The sequence below is a fragment of the Clostridium swellfunianum genome (assembly GCF_023656515.1).
GTDB classification, from domain to species: domain Bacteria; phylum Bacillota; class Clostridia; order Clostridiales; family Clostridiaceae; genus Clostridium_AT; species Clostridium_AT swellfunianum.
The window spans coordinates 2655591-2674368 of record NZ_JAMOFV010000006.1; the positions used below are offsets into that span (position 1 = coordinate 2655591).

The 18778-nt window shown below is 34.0% G+C and carries 14 protein-coding genes; 1 reads left to right on the top strand and 13 read right to left on the bottom strand.

Annotation, left to right across the window (positions count from 1 at the left end):
• Nucleotides 1-294: 294 nt before the first annotated feature.
• Nucleotides 295-1056 (top strand): DeoR/GlpR family DNA-binding transcription regulator, encoded by a 762-nt coding sequence (locus NBE98_RS12700; RefSeq protein ID WP_250815351.1) that lies wholly within the window; start codon nucleotides 295-297, stop codon nucleotides 1054-1056.
• Nucleotides 1057-1144: 88 nt separating this feature from the next.
• On the opposite strand, the gene mtnA is transcribed toward NBE98_RS12700, so the two are convergent.
• The 13 genes from mtnA to ebgA form a co-directional block, all read right to left on the bottom strand.
• Complete coding sequence (mtnA, locus tag NBE98_RS12705) at nucleotides 1145-2203, bottom strand: S-methyl-5-thioribose-1-phosphate isomerase (RefSeq protein ID WP_250815352.1); 1059 nt, start codon at nucleotides 2201-2203, stop codon at nucleotides 1145-1147.
• A 19-nt stretch (nucleotides 2204-2222) separates the two neighbouring features.
• Complete coding sequence (gene mtnK / locus NBE98_RS12710; RefSeq protein WP_250815353.1) at nucleotides 2223-3431, bottom strand: S-methyl-5-thioribose kinase; 1209 nt, start codon at nucleotides 3429-3431, stop codon at nucleotides 2223-2225.
• 64 nt (nucleotides 3432-3495) lie between these two features.
• Nucleotides 3496-4479, bottom strand: coding sequence for an ABC transporter permease (locus NBE98_RS12715; RefSeq protein WP_250815354.1), 984 nt, complete (start codon nucleotides 4477-4479; stop codon nucleotides 3496-3498).
• A 2-nt stretch (nucleotides 4480-4481) separates the two neighbouring features.
• Nucleotides 4482-5987 (bottom strand): sugar ABC transporter ATP-binding protein, encoded by a 1506-nt coding sequence (locus NBE98_RS12720; RefSeq protein ID WP_250815355.1) that lies wholly within the window; start codon nucleotides 5985-5987, stop codon nucleotides 4482-4484.
• A 78-nt stretch (nucleotides 5988-6065) separates the two neighbouring features.
• Entirely contained in the window at nucleotides 6066-7181 is a 1116-nt protein-coding gene (locus tag NBE98_RS12725) for a sugar ABC transporter substrate-binding protein (protein WP_250815356.1), read from the bottom strand.
• A 310-nt stretch (nucleotides 7182-7491) separates the two neighbouring features.
• On the bottom strand, nucleotides 7492-8319 hold the full coding sequence (locus tag NBE98_RS12730) for a methyl-accepting chemotaxis protein (RefSeq protein WP_250815357.1): 828 nt from the start codon (nucleotides 8317-8319) through the stop codon (nucleotides 7492-7494).
• Between the two features lie 239 nt (nucleotides 8320-8558).
• Nucleotides 8559-9554 carry a LacI family DNA-binding transcriptional regulator gene (locus NBE98_RS12735; RefSeq protein WP_250815358.1) on the bottom strand — a complete coding sequence of 332 codons (996 nt, stop codon included), beginning with the start codon at nucleotides 9552-9554 and terminating at the stop codon, nucleotides 8559-8561.
• 37 nt (nucleotides 9555-9591) lie between these two features.
• Complete coding sequence (locus NBE98_RS12740; protein WP_250815359.1) at nucleotides 9592-10467, bottom strand: DMT family transporter; 876 nt, start codon at nucleotides 10465-10467, stop codon at nucleotides 9592-9594.
• 11 nt (nucleotides 10468-10478) lie between these two features.
• On the bottom strand, nucleotides 10479-12173 hold the full coding sequence (locus NBE98_RS12745) for an amylo-alpha-1,6-glucosidase (protein ID WP_250815360.1): 1695 nt from the start codon (nucleotides 12171-12173) through the stop codon (nucleotides 10479-10481).
• Between the two features lie 12 nt (nucleotides 12174-12185).
• Complete coding sequence (locus tag NBE98_RS12750; protein ID WP_250815361.1) at nucleotides 12186-13010, bottom strand: carbohydrate ABC transporter permease; 825 nt, start codon at nucleotides 13008-13010, stop codon at nucleotides 12186-12188.
• Entirely contained in the window at nucleotides 13011-13925 is a 915-nt protein-coding gene (locus tag NBE98_RS12755; RefSeq protein WP_250815362.1) for a carbohydrate ABC transporter permease, read from the bottom strand.
• 68 nt (nucleotides 13926-13993) lie between these two features.
• Complete coding sequence (locus NBE98_RS12760) at nucleotides 13994-15217, bottom strand: ABC transporter substrate-binding protein (RefSeq protein ID WP_250815363.1); 1224 nt, start codon at nucleotides 15215-15217, stop codon at nucleotides 13994-13996.
• A 200-nt stretch (nucleotides 15218-15417) separates the two neighbouring features.
• Nucleotides 15418-18489, bottom strand: coding sequence for a beta-galactosidase subunit alpha (ebgA, locus tag NBE98_RS12765; RefSeq protein ID WP_250815364.1), 3072 nt, complete (start codon nucleotides 18487-18489; stop codon nucleotides 15418-15420).
• Nucleotides 18490-18778: the final 289 nt, after the last annotated feature.

An 18778-nucleotide genomic window follows, 5' to 3' on the forward strand; every position in this document is an offset into this window, starting at 1 on the left:
AAATTCGTTACAAGTCAAAATGACTACACAAAACATCTATTTGAATCGTTTTCTTTTGTAACAAACCAAGACATTTATACATAACGTTAGGACAAACTCAATATTATTCCTATCGATTAGTTTTTCTATAGTTTAATTTTACTACTTCTAGTTAAATTAATCAATATTTTTTTGGTTTTATTTTTGTTTTCTTTGTTTTAACCAAAAATAATCAAAAATATTGCCATAATATTTGATGTGTTTAACAGTAAATGTTATAATTATCTTAATAAATACGAAAAGAGGAGAAGATCCATGCTTCCAATCGCTAGAAAAAATAAAATCAAAGAAATAATAAAAGAAAAAAAAAGTGTTACAGTTTCAGAGTTAGCAAAATCCTTTAAGGTTACTGAGGAGACTATAAGAAAAGATCTTCAAAGTTTAGAAGAAGAGGGTTTTTTAACAAGAACATACGGGGGAGCTTATATACCCGACGGCGTTGAAAACGATGTCGATATTACTTTAAGAGAACATATCCATATAGAAGGAAAACAAAAGATTGCAGCTGAATGCTTAAATTATATCAACAATGGCGACTCTATATTTCTAGATGCCTCTTCGACTTCACTTTATATAGCCGAAAGCTTGAAGAATAAACGTTTAACTGTGACTACTAACTCAATTAAAATAGTAGAGCATCTAGCTAGCAATCCAAATATCAAGCTTATTATTATAGGTGGACGAATAGAGCAAGCTTCTATGTCTGTCTTAGGCCGAAATGCTGAATCCAATATGAACAACTATTTCTTTGATGCTGCTTTTATTTCCTGCAGAGCACTAAGCATGCAGCACGGAATTACAGACTCTAATGAAATGCAGGCAGAAATAAGAAAAATAGCTATCGAGCACTCTAATAGAGCTTTTTTGGTTGCTGATTATACTAAATTTGATAGGACTGCTTTTACAAAAATCTGTGACTACAAGACAATTAACACCTTAATTGTAGATAAGTCGTTGAGTGATGAATGGAAATTATTTTTACAAAGTTATGATATTAATTTAATCGAGTGCGAATAGCATTTAATTAAACATTTTAATAATGAAAATGATATATTAAGAAAGTCCTCAGCTGTATTTAAAAAAGCTGAGGACTTTTTATTACTGTTTATTTAAATAATTTTGGAAGACTTTCATTATATGGCGGATAAGCTATTCCCTTCTCAGTAATGATAGCAGTTATTAGGCTGTTATCAGTTACATCAAAGCATGGATTGTAAGTCTTAACTCCTTCTGGAGCCATTGGCTTTTCATACCACTTTGTTGTTATTTCTTCATCTGGCCTTAATTCTATGTGAATATCATTTCCTGTTGAGCATTTTAAATCTATAGTTGAAAGTGGTGCATGTACATAAAATGGTATTCCATAGTGCTTAGCAAGTATAGCAACTCCTGAGGTACCTATCTTGTTAGCTGTGTCTCCGTTTAGCGCAACTCTGTCACAGCCCACTAGAACTGCGTTTATTTTCCCTTCCTTCATAACTATAGAAGCCATATTGTCACAAATTAGCGTAACATCTACACCTGCTTCATTAAGCTCCCAAGCTGTAAGTCTTGCTCCCTGTAGTAGTGGTCTTGTTTCATCGGCATAAACCTTAAAATTTATACCTCTCTCTTTACCAAGGTAAATTGGAGCAAGTGCAGTACCATACTTAGCTGTTGCAATAGTACCCGCATTACAGTGAGTTAGTATCCCCATACCATCCTTTAATAATGAAAGGGAATTTTCTCCTATAGTTTTACAAATTGTTTCATCTTCTTTTCTTATATTTTCAGCTTCTTCTTTAAGAGCTTTTTTTACTTCTTCAACTGTCTTTCCTTCTTCTTTCTTAAAACGAGTCTCCATTCTGTCTAGCGCCCAGAAAAGATTCACTGCAGTTGGTCTTGAAGAAGCAAGGTATTCTTTAACCTTTTTGAAATCTTCATATAACGCCTCATAAGTTTCAGCCTTAGACTCTTTTGTACCAAGGTAAGCACCAAAACCTGCTGCAATACCTATTGCTGGTGCTCCCCTAACTCTAAGAGAATATATAGCCTCCCAAATTTGGTTTTGGCTAGTCAATCTTAAGAATAACTTTTCATTCGGAAGTAGTGTTTGATCTAATATAACTAGAGTACTATTTTCATCATCCAATAGCACTGATTGTATTACTGTATTTTCACTCATATCGAGCACCTCCTGTTGTTTATCTCTCAATTAGCTGTAAATAACTCTTTCCATCAAGCATACTTTCTCTGTTCATCACTAAATTCTTTCCTACAGTTAAGCAGAACTTTTCAGAAGCTGCTCTTTTTTCTGCATCAGCAATAGAAGTAACATCTTTTACATGAGCTAGTCCAAGAGTTCTTCTGCAAAGCTCAAGGCCTGCTACAGCAGCAGTATCTCTTAGTATAGAACTTAAGTAGTATTCCTTAAAGCCTTCGTATTTAGCAACTCTTTCAGTAGCTTTCTCGTCGTAAACCTTATTGAATTTTTCTTTAAACATATCTACAATATTTGCTACAGTTTCTTTTATCCAAGCTATATAGGCATCCTTTTCTGTTCCCTCTTCCATAGTAGCTTCAGCATTTACTAAAGCAAATATAAAATGAGCTATTACATTTCCTATATCATATCCAGCCGGACCATAGAAAGCAAATTCCGGATCGATAACCTTTGTAGAATCTTCTTTAACAAATATTGAACCACTATGCAAATCTCCATGAATTAATGATTGCGCATTAGCCATAAACTCAAATTTTAATTTTGCAGTTTCAAGAAGGAATTTCTTGTCCTCCCATAATAGTTCTTTAGCAAAAGCCTTTGTTGGTTCAAATATATCATTTCTTGGACAGTCAAAGAATGGCTCTGTATAAACTAAGTCTTCACTTATTTCACAGAGTTCTGGATTTATAAAACTCTTTACAAGGCCTTTCTTTTCTTTGTGTCCCATAACTATATCTGTAGTTAAAAGCAATGTATTAACCATAAAAGTTGTTATATGATCAGCAAACTTTGGGAACTTTTGATGTTTAAGCAATGCTGTTCTTAAAATTACGTGGTCAGATAAATCTTCCATAGCACAGCAGTTCATAATAGGATCATAGTTGTAAACCTTTGGTGCAAGTCCTGGAGCCAACTCATACTGAAGCTTTAATATTTCTGCTTCAATTCTGTTTCTATCAGGAGAAAGCTTAAACTCATCAGAAATTCTCGCAACTGGTCCTGCTTGTTTTACAATAACAGACTTTCCAGTAGCTTCTTCTATTATTCTAAATACATAGTTAAGGTTTCCATCACCAATCTCTTTACAAGTTAACACTGCATTTTCGCTGAAAAACTTTAGTACAACCTTTGAATATTCTATAGCATCATTTTCACTCATAGTGAAATATTCTTTTTCAAACCTTGACATATTAACATCTCCTTCTAATTTATATTAAGTATATAAATTTGTTAACCGTCCTTAAATCTAACTCCTAACGCTTTTTATAATAAGTTAGTGCTAGAGCAAAGGCTAGAACTGTTCCTTTTACTATATCCATTGCATAGTAAGGAACTGAAAGCATAACAAGTCCATTTTGAAGGATCCCTATAAGAATTGCTCCTACAAGAGTTCCAAGAGCATTCGCCTTGCCCGAACCTCCTACTGAAAGACCTATGTAAGCAGCAGCTACAGCATCCATTAAGTATGGAGCACCTGCATTTATTTCAGCTGTCATAACACGTGAACCCAACATTATACCACCTATAGCAGCAAACAGCGCTGATAGAAGGTACGCTAACACTCTATACTTGTTAACTGGAATACCAGATAATCTGGCAGCTTCCATGTTTCCCCCAATTATATACATATATCTTCCATGCTTTGTGTATGTTAGGAAAACATGTACTATTAATACAACTACAAGCATTATTATAATTATCCATGGAACCTTTCCAAACTGAGCAAACAACGAACTTATTTGTCCTGGAGCAGTTTCACCATTTGACATAACCATGTTTTGTGAAATAACTGCACCCTTAGTATAAGTAAGTGCAATACCTTGGAAAATAAACATTGTTGCTAATGTCATAAGCATATCTGGAATTCTAACTTTAACTATCATAAAAGAGTTAAATGCTCCAGCAACTAACGCTGCTCCAATAGCTGCAAGAATTGCTACAAAAGTATTCTGTTGGTGCCATACGAACATTGATATAACTACTGCCACTGAAATTGAAGCTACACTTCCTGCTGAAAGATCAAAGCCACCTACTGAAAGTGAAATTGTTATACCAATTGAGATAATCGTAACTATGGATATGGAACGTAATATATTTATAATGTTAGACTGCGTCATAAATCTGTCTGAAGACATTGTAAAGAAAACAAGTAATATCAAAATAGTTATAATAGTTCCATATTTATATAAGAAATCAAATAGATTAAAAGACTTTTTATTTACCGCCTTATTTTCCACAATTATTTTCCTCCTGTTGAATAATATAGTAACTCTTCTTCATTAGTCTTAGCTGTCTCTAATTCCTTCATTATCTTTCCATCATACATAACATAAACTCTGTCTGTGACCCCTAGTATTTCGCTAAACTCACAAGTAACGTAGATTACTGCTTTTCCTGCTTTAGCCAGGCTGTTTATCAGTTCAAAAATATCTTTTTTTGCTCCAACGTCTACACCCTTTGTCGGCTCATCAAAGATATAAACCTCTGAATCTGTTACAAGCCACTTACCTATAGCTACCTTTTGCTGGTTACCTCCGGAAAGATTTTGAACCTTAGCTTCATGTCCAGGAGTTTTTATCCCTAAACTGTCAATCATGTTTTTAGCTACATTTCTTTCTTGCTTAAAATTCAGGAAAGTTCCGCCGCTGCAGAACTTTTTAAGGTTTGCAACTGTTATATTTATAGCAACGGATTCACTTACTAGTATCCCTTCTTTTCTTCTTTCTTCAGGTACAAGCGCTATACCTTGCCTTACTGCCTCATGAGGTTTTTTTATAGAAAGCGCTTTTCCTTTGAGTATTCTTTGGCCTGTTACATTAGGTGTAGCTCCAAATAAAGCCTTGCAAAGTTCTGTTTTACCAGCACCTACAAGTCCTGATATTCCAACTATTTCGCCAGCTCTAACATCGAAACTTACATTATCTACAAGCTTTCCATCACTTAAATTTTTAACTTCAAAAAGCTTTTCTCCAGGCTTGTTTTCTTTAGCTGGGAATTGCTCGTCCATTTTTCTCCCAAGCATATATTCTACTATTTCGTTTTGGTAGGTATTTTTTATATCTTTTTTAACGACAAACTCTCCATCTCTCATTACTGTTATCTCATCACAAATTTCAAAAAGCTCTGGAAGCCTGTGAGATATAAAAACAACACCAACATTTTTCTTTTTTAACTCTCTAACTATTCTAAAAAGCTCTTCTGTTTCTGTATTACTAAGAGGTGCCGTAGGTTCGTCTAAAATAAGAAACTTACAGTCCTTAGAAATAGCTCTTGCTATTAAAACCATTTGCTTTTCAGCTAATGATAATTCACTTACAAGCTTTCTAGAAGATATCTTCACATTCATACTATCTAGAATTTGTTGTGATTTTTTATAAATAGAACCCCAGTTTACAAAAGAGGTTTTTCTTTCTCCATCAATCATTTCATTTAGCATTATATTTTCAGCTACTGTAAGATAATGAATAAGTGCAGTATCAACTTCTTGGTATACAATTTGTACTCCATAATTTTTTGATTCTTTTGGTGATCTTATATCAGCCTTTTGTCCATTAAAAAACAATTCTCCTGTGTAATGGTTATACGCTCCTGATAAAACCTTCATCAATGTAGATTTACCAGCACCATTAGCACCAATTAAAGCGTGTGACACTCCTGTCTCTGTATTAAAATCAACATTTTTTAGTGCCTTAACTCCCGGGAACTCTATAGATATGTTCTTCATTTCCAGCTTTATTTTTTGCATTGTGTCCACCTTTTTCACCTACCTTAGATAATTTACAGAGAACACAAAAATTTGTGTTCTCTGTATGCTTGAAATTATTTATTTCTTAAATAAATCTTTTAATTCCTTCATCCAAGCTTCATTAAAGTCTTCAGATTTACCCCATCCAGGAACTATTTCTGAAAGATTTTCCATATTAACAGCTTTTCCTGCTTTCTTTAATTGCTCTTGAGTAATTAGAGAAGCCTGTAGCTTATGCTCCGCTGGAGTTTGTTCTCCTGCAATTTTCTTAGCAACTATTCTCATGTTGATTGCTCCTATAAGCTTTGGATCAACCGCAGCTGTAGCAACCCAAGGGCTTCCTTCTTCTTGCATAGCTTGAAGGTCAGCATTTGATACGTCTATACCAACAATTTTAACATCTTTGCTTCTATTCGCTTCTTTAACAGCACGAGTTGCACCTATTGCAAATGCATCCCATGTAGCAAATACGGCATTTAATTTACCGCTTGGATACTTTGTAAGCATTGCTGAAACTGCATTCTGAGTTTGAACTGAAGTATCTGCAGCAGCGATTCCAAACCTGTCAACTTCCTTTAATCCAGTATTTTCACTTAAGAAACTAGTATAAACTTTGTTTCTATTTACCATTGGTGGAAATCCATCAACCCAAAGGTATGCTAGATTACCTTGTCCATTTGTTATCTTCTTTAATTCATCTAAAGCAAGCTTTGCTAATGATGCATCATCTTGAGAAGTTAAAGTAACTCCTGACACCTTACCTGCATCTGGATTAGAATCAAAAGCAGATACTTTTATTCCCTTTTCAGTAAGCTTTTTAACATCTTCAATTGTAGCAGCATCATCACCATGTGATAGTATTACTCCATCATAACCTTTTTCAATAGCTTGACTTACAGCATCATGGAATTTAGCAGTATCACCATTTGCGGTGAAGGTATCAACTTTAAATCCCATTGATTCTCCTTCTTTTTTAGCTCCTGCTAAAAATTGCGCTGTATGGTCATCTCCGCCTATCTTACGAATAACCATAATCTTTACTCCATCTTTATCATTAGCTATTTTTTCAGGTATGTTCTTTGAATATTCTACTTTTTTTCCTGCATTTGCCGGAGCATCCTTCTTAGCACAGCCAGCGAATACCGATACTGACATTGTTGCAATTAAAGCTAGTGTTAATAATCTTTTGTTCATGGTTTTCCCCCTAATAATATTATTTTTAATTGGTTATTTAATTCAGGTTTATTGTTCTTATTCCAAGATTCTACTGCTAGGTTCCTCACCTCCAAAGATTTTCAGAACGTTTACACTTAAAACAAAAATAAAAAAACAAGAACAAAACAAATTTTCTAATAAATCAAAACTTCAATTTAATTCTATCATGCACTGATAACATTTTCAATAGGTTTATTTGTTTTTTATTTGTTTTATCCTTGTTTTTTGTTTGTTTTATTGGAATCTTTACTATGTTTATTGGACATATGTTATATGTTATATATTATAATTATAACTGCTCTACTATTTTTTTAAGTTTAGCTATTCCTCTATCAAGCTCTTCCATGCTTGCTAATATTTGTTGTATAGCCCCAGCCTGCTCGGTAGCTATGGAACTATTATCATTTACAAGATCTTTAACCTTATCATTAGCTTTTTTAATATCATTAATTATATTGCCAATGTTATTTACTGCCTGACCACTACTTGTTCCTAGTTTTTTCATTTCATTAGCAACAACAGCAAAACCTCTTCCTGCCACACCTACTCTGGAAGCCTCAATTTGAGCATTTAAAGAAAGTAAGTTTGTCTGATTAGATACCGTCTTAATAAAATTAATTATATTATCAGTTTCTTTATATTTATCAGAGGAACTTACGACAGTATCCACCATCATATGACTAATACTTTCCTGGTTCTGAGAACCTTTTGCTATATGGGATACAGCCTCACTTATCTGCGAAATGGACTGAGATAGCATTGTTGATATTTCATGCACTTCTTCTTCTACCTTAAGTTCTCTTCCTAGAGCAAAGCCTCCAATTATGTTATCATGTTCATCTCTTATTGGAGAATAGTATGCCTTAAAAGATATTCCATATAACTCCTTTCCTACCTTTACTTCGATAGGCTGCCCTGTTTTCATTACCTTAAGCATAGGGTCATCCGGCGGAAGCATTTGATTAGGCTTCATTCTTATATCGATTACATGGTTAGGTATAAAAATCAGTGATTTTTCCCTGTCTGTAATTCCAACCATGTATCCATTTTCCCTCATTTTGTTTATATGTGGTGCAGCCTCTACTAAATTTTTTAAAATTGGGTGTATGTGCTCCATTTTTCTCCTCCTGTCAATGTATCTCTAATTTTATATATAGTATGTTACTTATATCGGCATCTTTTCCAAAAAGTTAAGTCCTAATTTATATATTGTCTTCCTTATATATGATATAAGTGCAAATCTATCCAATTATAGCTAGGTATAAAATTTTCATCTTATAGAGTTTTGGGCAATAAAAAATACACCAGTAAACATTCCTCTGGTGTATTTTTTACTAATCTTTAACAAATAAGTTATTATATCATTCTACAACTTTCTCTTATTACAAGTTTAGTTGGCACAATAACTTTTTTACTTATCTTACGCCCATCTTTAACCCTCTCCATTAGAAGATTCACAGCAGATTCACTTATAAATTCCGTATGAACTCTTAGCGTAGTTAAAGCAGGAACTATATATTGAGCAGTAGATATATCATTAAAACCTATTATGCTTATATCTTCAGGTATTCTTAGCCCCTTCTCTTGTATTGCCTTATATGCACCTATAGCCATTGAGTCATTAGCCATTATAAAAGCAGTAGGATATTTTCCACTATCCAATATATCCTTTGTAAGCTTATATCCACTGGCAGGTGTAAAGTTTCCAAGTCTTATATATTCCTCATTAAGTATCCCTTTTAGTCTCATATAATCATAAAAGGCTTTTTCTCTGTTATCTATAAGCTCAATATTTCCTTGTTCTTTTTGGTCTCGCCCACCAATAAAACCTATATTCTTATGCCCTAAATTGATTAAATACTCCAAGGCTTTCTTCACCGCCTTAGCTAAATCCACTATAACACAATCAAATTCATCATCCTCAGGAGCATAATCTACAAAAACGATATTCTTATTTCTTAACTTATAATTATCAATATCATTAGCATTAAGGCTTCCTATAACAATAATTCCATCAAGACTTTTTAGTCTATCATAATCTTCCTCATTACCAATGTTAAAAAAATCAATTCTCTCTTCAAGAAATATTTTCTCTATGGTATTTCTAATAAGGAAGTAATAAGTATCTTCCATTTCTTCCTTATCAGAATACTCTCTTTTTATTCCTATCTTATAGGTTTGCACCTTGCTCTTTCTTGTTTTATTGTTGATATATTCAAGCTCTTGAGCTATTTCAAATACTTTCTTTTTAGTGTTGTCTGTTACATTTAAGGTATCATCATAATTTAATACTCTAGAAACCGTCGCTATAGATACCCCTGCTCTTTCAGCTATGTCCTTAATTGTAGCCATATATTTCTCATACCTTTCTAAATATCTCTTTAGGGTGTTAGTTCATTTGGCGCTTAACCTTTATAAAATCAAGCTTCGTTTCGGTAACTATTATTGCAGCAAAAATTATTAAGCAGCCTATAATCATTTTCAAGCTTAAACTCTCACCTAGAAATATTACTGATGAAAGCGTACCAAAAACCGCTTCTGTGGATAAAATTATTGCAGTTTTTGTAGCATTGACATATTTTTGAGCTATATTCTGAATTAAAAAAGCTACAGTTGTACTTAAAACACCCAGATAAAGCACCGCAAAAATTCCTTTTTGAGTTAAAGTCACCGCATCTTGAGCGAAGAACAAACATACCATTGATAGAAAAAAAGCAGTTATCATTTGAACTATTACCAGCTGTATTGGACTATGTTTCTTCGTAAAATATCCAATAGAAATAATATGCAGCGCAAAGCCTAAGGCACAAACTAGAGTTAGTAAATCTCCAGAACCTACACTAAAGGAACCTTCTAATGTTAGGAAGCTTATACCTATGATAGTGAGTATAGCCCCAATAATGGAATACTTGTCTGGTTTTCTCCTTAAAAACACCCAATATATAAAAGGAACCATTACAACATTTGTAGCTGTTATAAAAGCATTTTTTGAAGGAGTAGTATATTGAAGTCCTATAGTTTGAAAAGCAAAGCTTGAAAATAGAAAAAATCCAATTATAGCCCCAGACTTAATCTCTGGCAGTCTAATTTTCACAAATTCTTTCCAAAACATAACAATCATTAAGACACTGGATATAAAAAACCTGTAGGTCATTATTTGAAATGGAGAAAGTCTTGCATCTAGTGCCATCTGAGAGGCTGCAAATCCAGTTCCCCAAATAATAGCCACTATTGCCAAAGCTATATCCGCTAGTTTATTTCTCATAACATCAACCTCTATAACAAATATTCATTAGCAAGCATTAAAAATACACTGGAAGTCCAAGTAAAGGCAGGGTCAACAAGTCCTGTGCCGCTTATTGGATCAAAGTTTTCAGCCATTCCACCAATAAGGGTTACATTGCAAAAGCGCTCTGCCAATTTCTTTGCAAACTCTTTCTCTCCGCACTGGCTTAACGCATCAATAATAATCATCATTACCGGTGCCCATATAGGACCTAGCCAGTACCCATTTTCCTTGTAGAATTTACTGTCCATAGCTTCTGTAGCAAGCCCATATTTGCTTAAGTACTTACCTTCTTTTTTAAGTTCTTTCATAAGACTTTCTTTAACTTCCTTTGGAAGCTTATCTCCAAGCACTATAGGAAGCATTAATATAAGACTGCTACCTTCATCAAGGTATTCTCCTGTATCTGCTTTAATCGCAATAAATCTATCTTTTTTCCAAAGCTCAGCTATCAGTTTATCCAAAAGCTTTTCTGCTTTATCTTTCCATTGTACGGAATGCTCCTCTTCTCCCAAGCTATCCGCAAGCTCTGCAAGAATATACATCTGCTTTATCAAAAATGCACTTAAATCTGGCGCTTGCACCGGAATTCCCTTATGGAATATAGAAGCATTGTCCCATCCTGAATCATTACCATGCTTATAGTAAGGCAGACTCTCTGAAGTCCTAGTCCTGTATTTTAACCAGTATTCAGTATTGCGACTGATAGCCTCATAAATTGTCTCCACTACTTCTTTTCTATTAAAAAACTCATTTTGCTTTTGCATATACTTAAAAGCTAATCCATAAACAGGCGGCTTGCAGCAGCTAAAAGAGCAATATCTGTCATTAATAAAATCAGCAAATACTCCGCTATCATCCTGCTTATCTATAAAAATCATAAGCTGGTCTAAAGCAAGCTCAGGATTATTTTTGCTTAATGCCATAGCATTAAAACAGTTATCCCAACTCCAAATATTATACATCCAGTTCTTTGACATATACATGGCATGTCTTGATAGTATACCTTGAGGAGCAACTACAGAAGACCAAGTTATATAGGAAGCCAAGTCTCTGCTCGAAGCATATGTTTCCGGAACCTTAAGAACCTTATCCTTCCAGCTTTCATATTCGCAGCGAACTTTTTCTTGAGCTTCATCAAATCTTATATATTCCTTAGGAGACCAAACTGTTTTGTAGCTCTCCAAGGCTATATCCGCTTCTCCGTTATCTCCCGGATCTACATCTGCTATCACATGAGTATTCCCTATCATATCCCAGGGAGCATCCAGTTTCAGCTTTCCACCAAGGATAGAAAGCATTAATTTTATCTCCTTTGAATAACTGTGAAATTCTAATCTATTCTTCTCATAAGCCATTACATTATCATATCTGTTTTTTATCATTGTAAGCCTTATGCCGCAATTCCTCGCATTTATCCTGATTATATCATATTCCGGCATACAGATATTAACGAACTTCTCTTTGTTACTTTTATTGTATAAAGACACCCCTACTTCATTTGCCTTTACATAAAAATCTTGTGGAAGCTCTTGTTCTATAAGTTCCAGTTTAAAGAGTTTACTAGGGCTCTCATCCCCTCCGTGAAGATCTCTTATATAAAGTCCATTATCCTTTTCATCCATGGAAATTGCAAAATACGAACCAAATCTACTGAAAGGTATTTTAGAAATATCTATTTTCATTTTTTTCACCCTCTATCCTTTTATTCCTCCGCTTATTCCTTCTACTATATATTTTTGTGCAAAAGCAAAAGCTATTACTGGCGGTATTACCATCAGGGCAGTTATTGCCATTACTGAAATTATATCAACACTGTGAGCTCCCTTAAATGCAGCTAATCCGAGAGGCAGTGTATATTTCGAGCTGCTTTGCAAGAATATTAACGGTCCTAGATAGTCATTCCATACTGACATCATATTTAAAACACCTATAAGTATTAATGGAGCTTTCATCATAGGAACAAATATTTTTAAGAATATCTGAAAATCATTTGCTCCGTCAATGTAAGCAGCTTCCTCAAAGTCTTTTGGTATTCCCATTAAGAATTGTCTTAAGAGGAAAATATAATAGGCTGAACCAAAGAAAGATGGTATAATTAATGGCTTTAACGTATTAATCCAGTTAAGCAGTTTAAATTCCATATAAAGAGGTATCATCGTAACATCCCAAGGAATCATCATAGTAGCTAAAAGTACCATGAAGATTATATTTCTTCCTTTAAAATCATACCTTGCAAAACCATATGCCACAAGAGATACTGATATTACTGTACCTGCTGTAGTCATAACAGTTATTAAAACAGAATTTAATAGATATGTTCCAAAGGGCTGTGATTTCCAAGCTTCTGCAAAGTTACCAAACTTCCATATAGAAGGCAATATTTTAGGAGGGTACATCATTGCTTCCGATTCTGTTTTAAAAGATGTTAATATCATCCATATAAATGGCACCAGGAAGTATAGAGACAAGGCTCCTAAGAAGACGTATGCTAAGGTTTTTTGCATTTTTGTAAGCTTCATTTATTTCGCCCCCTTCTTACTAGAAACTTCATTTTCATAAAATACCCACATGGAAGATGATTTAAAAATAAGTGCAGTTAAAGCTAAAATCACAATAAACATAAACCAAGCATTGGCACTTGCATATCCTAGCTTAAAATGTTTGAAAGCATTATTATAGACAAACATTCCATAGAAATAAGTAGATTTTGATGGTCCTCCATTGGTTAACAGCAAAGCTAAAGTAAGCTGCTGGAGTGCACCAATGGTACTTGTTATAACATTAAATAAAATAGTCGGACTCAGCATCGGCAGTGTTATACTGAAAAATCTTCTTATTGGGCTTGCTCCGTCTATAGAAGCTGCTTCATAAAGCTCTATAGGAATATTTTTTAGGCCAGTGTAGAATATAAGCATTAAAGTACCAAGTCCCCATATGCTGGCAATAACCATAGCTATGAGCGCCCAGCTAGGACTGCTTAACCACCTCGGTCCCTCTATCCCCAATAAAGAAAGAAGATAATTTAACAGACCATATTCCGAGTTAAGTATCCAACCCCATATTATTGAAACCGCAACACCAGAAACTACAGAAGGAAGGTAGAAAATAGTTCTGAAAACTCCTACTCCCTTAACTGGTTGTGATATTAATACAGCTAATATAAGCGAAACAATAATGTTTAGCGGAACAAAAATTAGTGCAAATTTTACAGTAATCCATATGGACTTCCCAAACTGAGCATCTTTCGTAAACATCTGAATATAATTACCAAAACCAATAAATTCAGGCTTTCCTATTACTGGCCAGTTAAAGAAGCTCATTATAAGTGACATTATGAGAGGTCCCATAGTAAATACTAAAAGTCCTATTACCCAGGGAGATATAAACAATAATGGTATGATGGATTTTTTATTTCTTGCAATATTAGCAGCCATATAGTTTCCTCCTCTAATTTAAGTAAATAGGTTACCCAATTCTAAATTAAGGTAACCTATTTAAATTCTTATTTAACTACTTCATCAAGCGCTTTTTTAGGATCCATTTTTACTTCAGGATTAAATATCTTCGAAATAGATTCTGCAAGCTTTTCACTTACTTCGCTCCAGTTATCTATCTTAAAGGAAGAGGATACATATCCTTGGCTTTGATCAAGCATCTTGTAGAATACTGAGTAAACAGGATCCGTAACTAACTTTTCAGATTCAGCTACATTCTTTAAAACCGGAAGGTCTGTACCTATTCTCATTTTGTTCGCTTCTTCAGAGGTGTAGAACTTTATAAACTTCCAGGCTGCATCCTTATTTTTTGACTTATTGTATATAGACATACCTGAAGAATTTACCACGCTGACCGATTTCTTATCCTTTTGGAAGCTTGGCAGCGGAGCTACTCCAAAATCAATTTTTTCATCCTTAAGACTTTGAACAGACCACGCACCACTTACATACATTCCAATCAAGCCTGACTTTACTTCTTTTGTTCCTGAACCCTCAGAAACTATAGCTATCTTGTCCTTAACCATGCCTTGGAACTTATTAAATACCTCTATAGACTTATCGCTATTTGCATTTCCAGCTATTTCCCCATCTTTACCTACAAATGATGTTCCGTTACTCCATAGATAGTGTTCAAAGTCATATGGGTCTGGTTCCATTGGAAATACAAATCCATATTGTTTCTTGGATGTATCAGTCAATTTTTTAGCTGTTTCTATTAAATCATCCCAAGTCCAATTTTCCTTTGGATAGGAAACCTTTTTTTCATCAAATAATTTCTTGTTATAAAATACCACATGTGTTGTATATCCTATTGGAAGACCATAAGTAACACTACCTATAGAGTTGTAACCAAATAAAGTTTCATAATAATTATCTTTTTTGAAATCTTTATCCTCTTTCATCAGCTTGTCTAAAGGCTCTAATCCATCCTTGTACCTTGGATAATTCCACATGTACATTACGTCCGGTGCGTCTCCAGCTCCAAAGCCCGCTGCTATCTTTGTATCAAAATTATCACCGTAAGCTTCGAGTTGCACTTTTATTCCTGGATTAGCTTCTTCAAATTTTTGAACTATTTTTTTCTGAACATCAAGTGTATCCTCAGTATCCCAAGTTGCAAACCTGATGGTAGTTTGCGAAGAATCCTTGGTATCTGCCGGCTTGCTACATCCAGCAAAAACTGATGCTGCTAAAACACTTGCTAGCATTAAAGACATAACTTTTCTCATAGATAAATCCCCCTACTTTTTTATTTTTGCAATTGTTTGATTTTTGTAATTATAGAATATAACTTTTTTAGTAAAATGTCAACGTTTTCTCGATAATTTTAACTGCTTTTTACTATTATTTTTAGTAAAACCTATCATGTTATTTATTATATAGCATAACCCTTTGATTAGCGACCAACCACAAGGTTATGCTATATAAATTAGCCTTCTATTATTTCCTTTGCTTTTGCTAAATCTGAAATTTCTTTATTGGTATACACTGATAGTCTCATAGATAATCTAAAGGGTTCAAATTTACACCTATACTTATCCAGCTGGTTCTGCCCACATGAATTGGAACCCAACCCATTTTGCTTGTAATCAATATTCAGAGTTATATAATCTCTCTTTTTTAAATCAATAGTATGTTTCGCCTTCTCTAAGTCAGCAGCCTCATAGTACATGGCACTAAAATCAAAGCTACCTTCAGCAACAGCCATCATACCTACCCCTCTATCATTCACAAGTCTTACCCATCTACAGTCAGTTTTATTTCCGTTTTCCTGAGGCTTTACATAGTTTGTAAACAGCTCATCAACTTTCTTTTCATGTACACCAAAAAGGTTGTATTGTTTTGAATCAGAATAGGATTCTCCGGGACCTCTGCCATACCATCTTGTATTGAAGCATTCCTCATTTACTTTCATCTTAATCCCTATTCTTGGCATCATGCTTGGAGCATTCTCTATCCTACCTGAAGGAATTCCTTCTACTGAAAAAAGTACATCTCCCGAAGGGTAAATCTTATACTCATAGGTGCTCTGATAATACCATGAAGAGTTAGTTGTTCCATTCATAGTTGTCACCTTTACGAGTACAAAGTCTTTTTCGCATTCAAACATAAAGTCTTCTACTACTTCGTGCATAAGGTGCATAAAATACTTTTTGTAATAATCCTCTAATAAATACATATCATTATCTATAGGCGCTCTCCAGAAGTTTAATCTAGGTCCTTCACTAATTACCCTGCAGTCATCTCTTTCAATGTACAATATATTTCCTCTTACTTTATCAAAGGCAATAGAGAAGTTTTCTCCTTGAATCAACAACCTGCAATGCTCTTCTTGAACCTTTATAAACCCTTCAGGCTTATAAGCACTTCCCTTTAAAAATACCGGAAGCTTAAATTGAGCTGTGGCAAATTCATGCCCCCTTCTCGCCCAATTTAATTCTTTATTTAGGATATAAGATATATTTAAATAGTAATCTGTTTCTTCTTCAACATAAAAATCTAAAGGATAGTCTAGTTTTATTTCTTTTTCACTTCTAGCCTCTATAGCCTTTATTTCTGCCCTATTGCTATATATAACTTTATCATCTTTAACAATAGAGTATATAAGATCCAGGTTATCTAGACTTATAAAGTCATATCTGTTTCTTAATCTCAGTATGCCCTTTTGCAAATCAACTTCGTTAGTTTCTACAGGCTCTATTACCTTCTTATACTCTAATAATCCTGGTGATGGAGTTCTATCAGGCATAATTAATCCATCTATACAAAAATTGCCGTTTGTAGGATCATCTCCAAAGTCTCCTCCATATTTGTAATATGTTTGTCCTTTTTCGTCCAAAGCTTTTATGCCATGATCAAACCATTCCCAAACAAAGCCACCTTGAAGCTTATCATGTTTATAAAACAAGTCCTGATATTCCTTTAAATTACCAGGGCCGTTACCCATAGCATGGGCATATTCACATAAAATATGAGGCTTCTTAGACTCATTTATTATCTTATCCATAAGCATTCTGTCAGCATGCTCAAGCCAGGTATACATAGTTGAATACACATCGCTTACCTCAGCCTCACGATCTCCTTCATAATGCACAAGCCTAGTGTGATCTAGCTCTTTAGCCCTCTTAGCCATAGCCTTAAAGTTATGTCCAAAGGCAGATTCGTTACCTAAAGACCACATTATTATGCAAGGATGGTTCTTATCTCTTTGAATCATCCTCTCAAGTCGGCTTACATAAGCAAGTTCCCAAGAAGGATCATCACTAATCCATTTGTAATCATTAGTTAATTCAAAGCCATGACACTCTAAATCCGTTTCGTCTATAACATACATTCCATATTCGTCACAAAGCTCGTAAAAGCAACTTGAATTAGGATAGTGAGCAGTTCTAATAGCATTTATATTATGCTGCTTCATCAATTTTATATCAGCTTCTATTTCTTCCTTAGCTACAACCCTGCCGTTAACAGGATTATAATCATGCCTGTTTACACCTTTTAACTTAATTGCTACTCCATTTACGGTGAAGGTCTCTCCATTTATCTCAATTTTTCTAAAGCCAACCTTCTGAGGAATAACTTGAATTATATTGTTTCCTTGTTTTAAAGTAATAAGTAAAGTATATAAATTAGGGTCTTCTGCTGACCACTTTAGCGGACTTGCTATTTCTTTTTGGAAAGCTGTTATCCTGTCTTTGACTGTAACTTCATCTTCAAACACAGTTTTATTATTCTTATCAAGAAGTGCATATGAAAGAGTGTGTTTTTGAAACTCTCCCCTTAATCTTACCTCTACCTTTAATAAGGCATTTCTAAAACTCTCATCAAAATCTGTTACAACATAGATATCATCTATGCCCTTAAAAGGTTCAGAGTAAAGTTCTACATCTCTAAATATACCGCTTAGCCACCACATGTCCTGATCCTCAAGATAAGTTCCATCGGACCACTGATAAACTCTAACAGCTAAATTGTTGCTGCCTTTTCTAACTAGATTCGTTATATCAAATTCTGATTGTATTCTTGCACCTTTACTATAACCTGCTTCTTTTCCGTTTATCCATAAATGAAAGGCTGAGTCCACCCCGTTAAATCTTAGAATTATTCTTTCGTTAAACCATCTATCAGATAAATAGAACTCTCTCCTATAAATTCCTGTTGGATTTTCAGTTGGAACATAAGGAGGATTTATGGGAAAGTTATACCACAAGTCAGAATAATGCATTTTTCCATAACCCTGAAGCTGCCAATTACCAGGCACAGCTATATTATCCCAATTTGAATCATCATAGTCTTCCTTAAAAAAACCTTCCGGAGAGTATTCTGGTGCATCAAGAAATAAGAACCTCCAACTACCGTTTAGCACTTTATAGTTATGACCGTATTTTTTCTCACCAATTATAGCCTTTTCTCTATTTAAAAAAGAATTAAAATGTGCCCTAGCTTCCAATCTATTTTTATGATCTAGAGCTATGTTTTCCCACTCCTTAAGCTTTCTCATACGCCGCCTCCTTATCATACTTTAGAGTTTAGTAAAAAATAAAATCGTTGTCTAACCTCATCATTAAGAAAAAACAGTTCAGCTTTCAAATTGTACTGAAATTGTTTTCTATAATGAATTTTACTATATATTTTAGTAAAAAACAATGATATTTTACTAAAATATCATTGTTTTTTACTGTTTTAAGTTAACTATAAGATACTCATATTACCTTTCTTACAGAATAAGTAATTATTGTTTTTTAGATTATTGTTTACAAAAATAAAATAACTACTGAGATATACCCAGT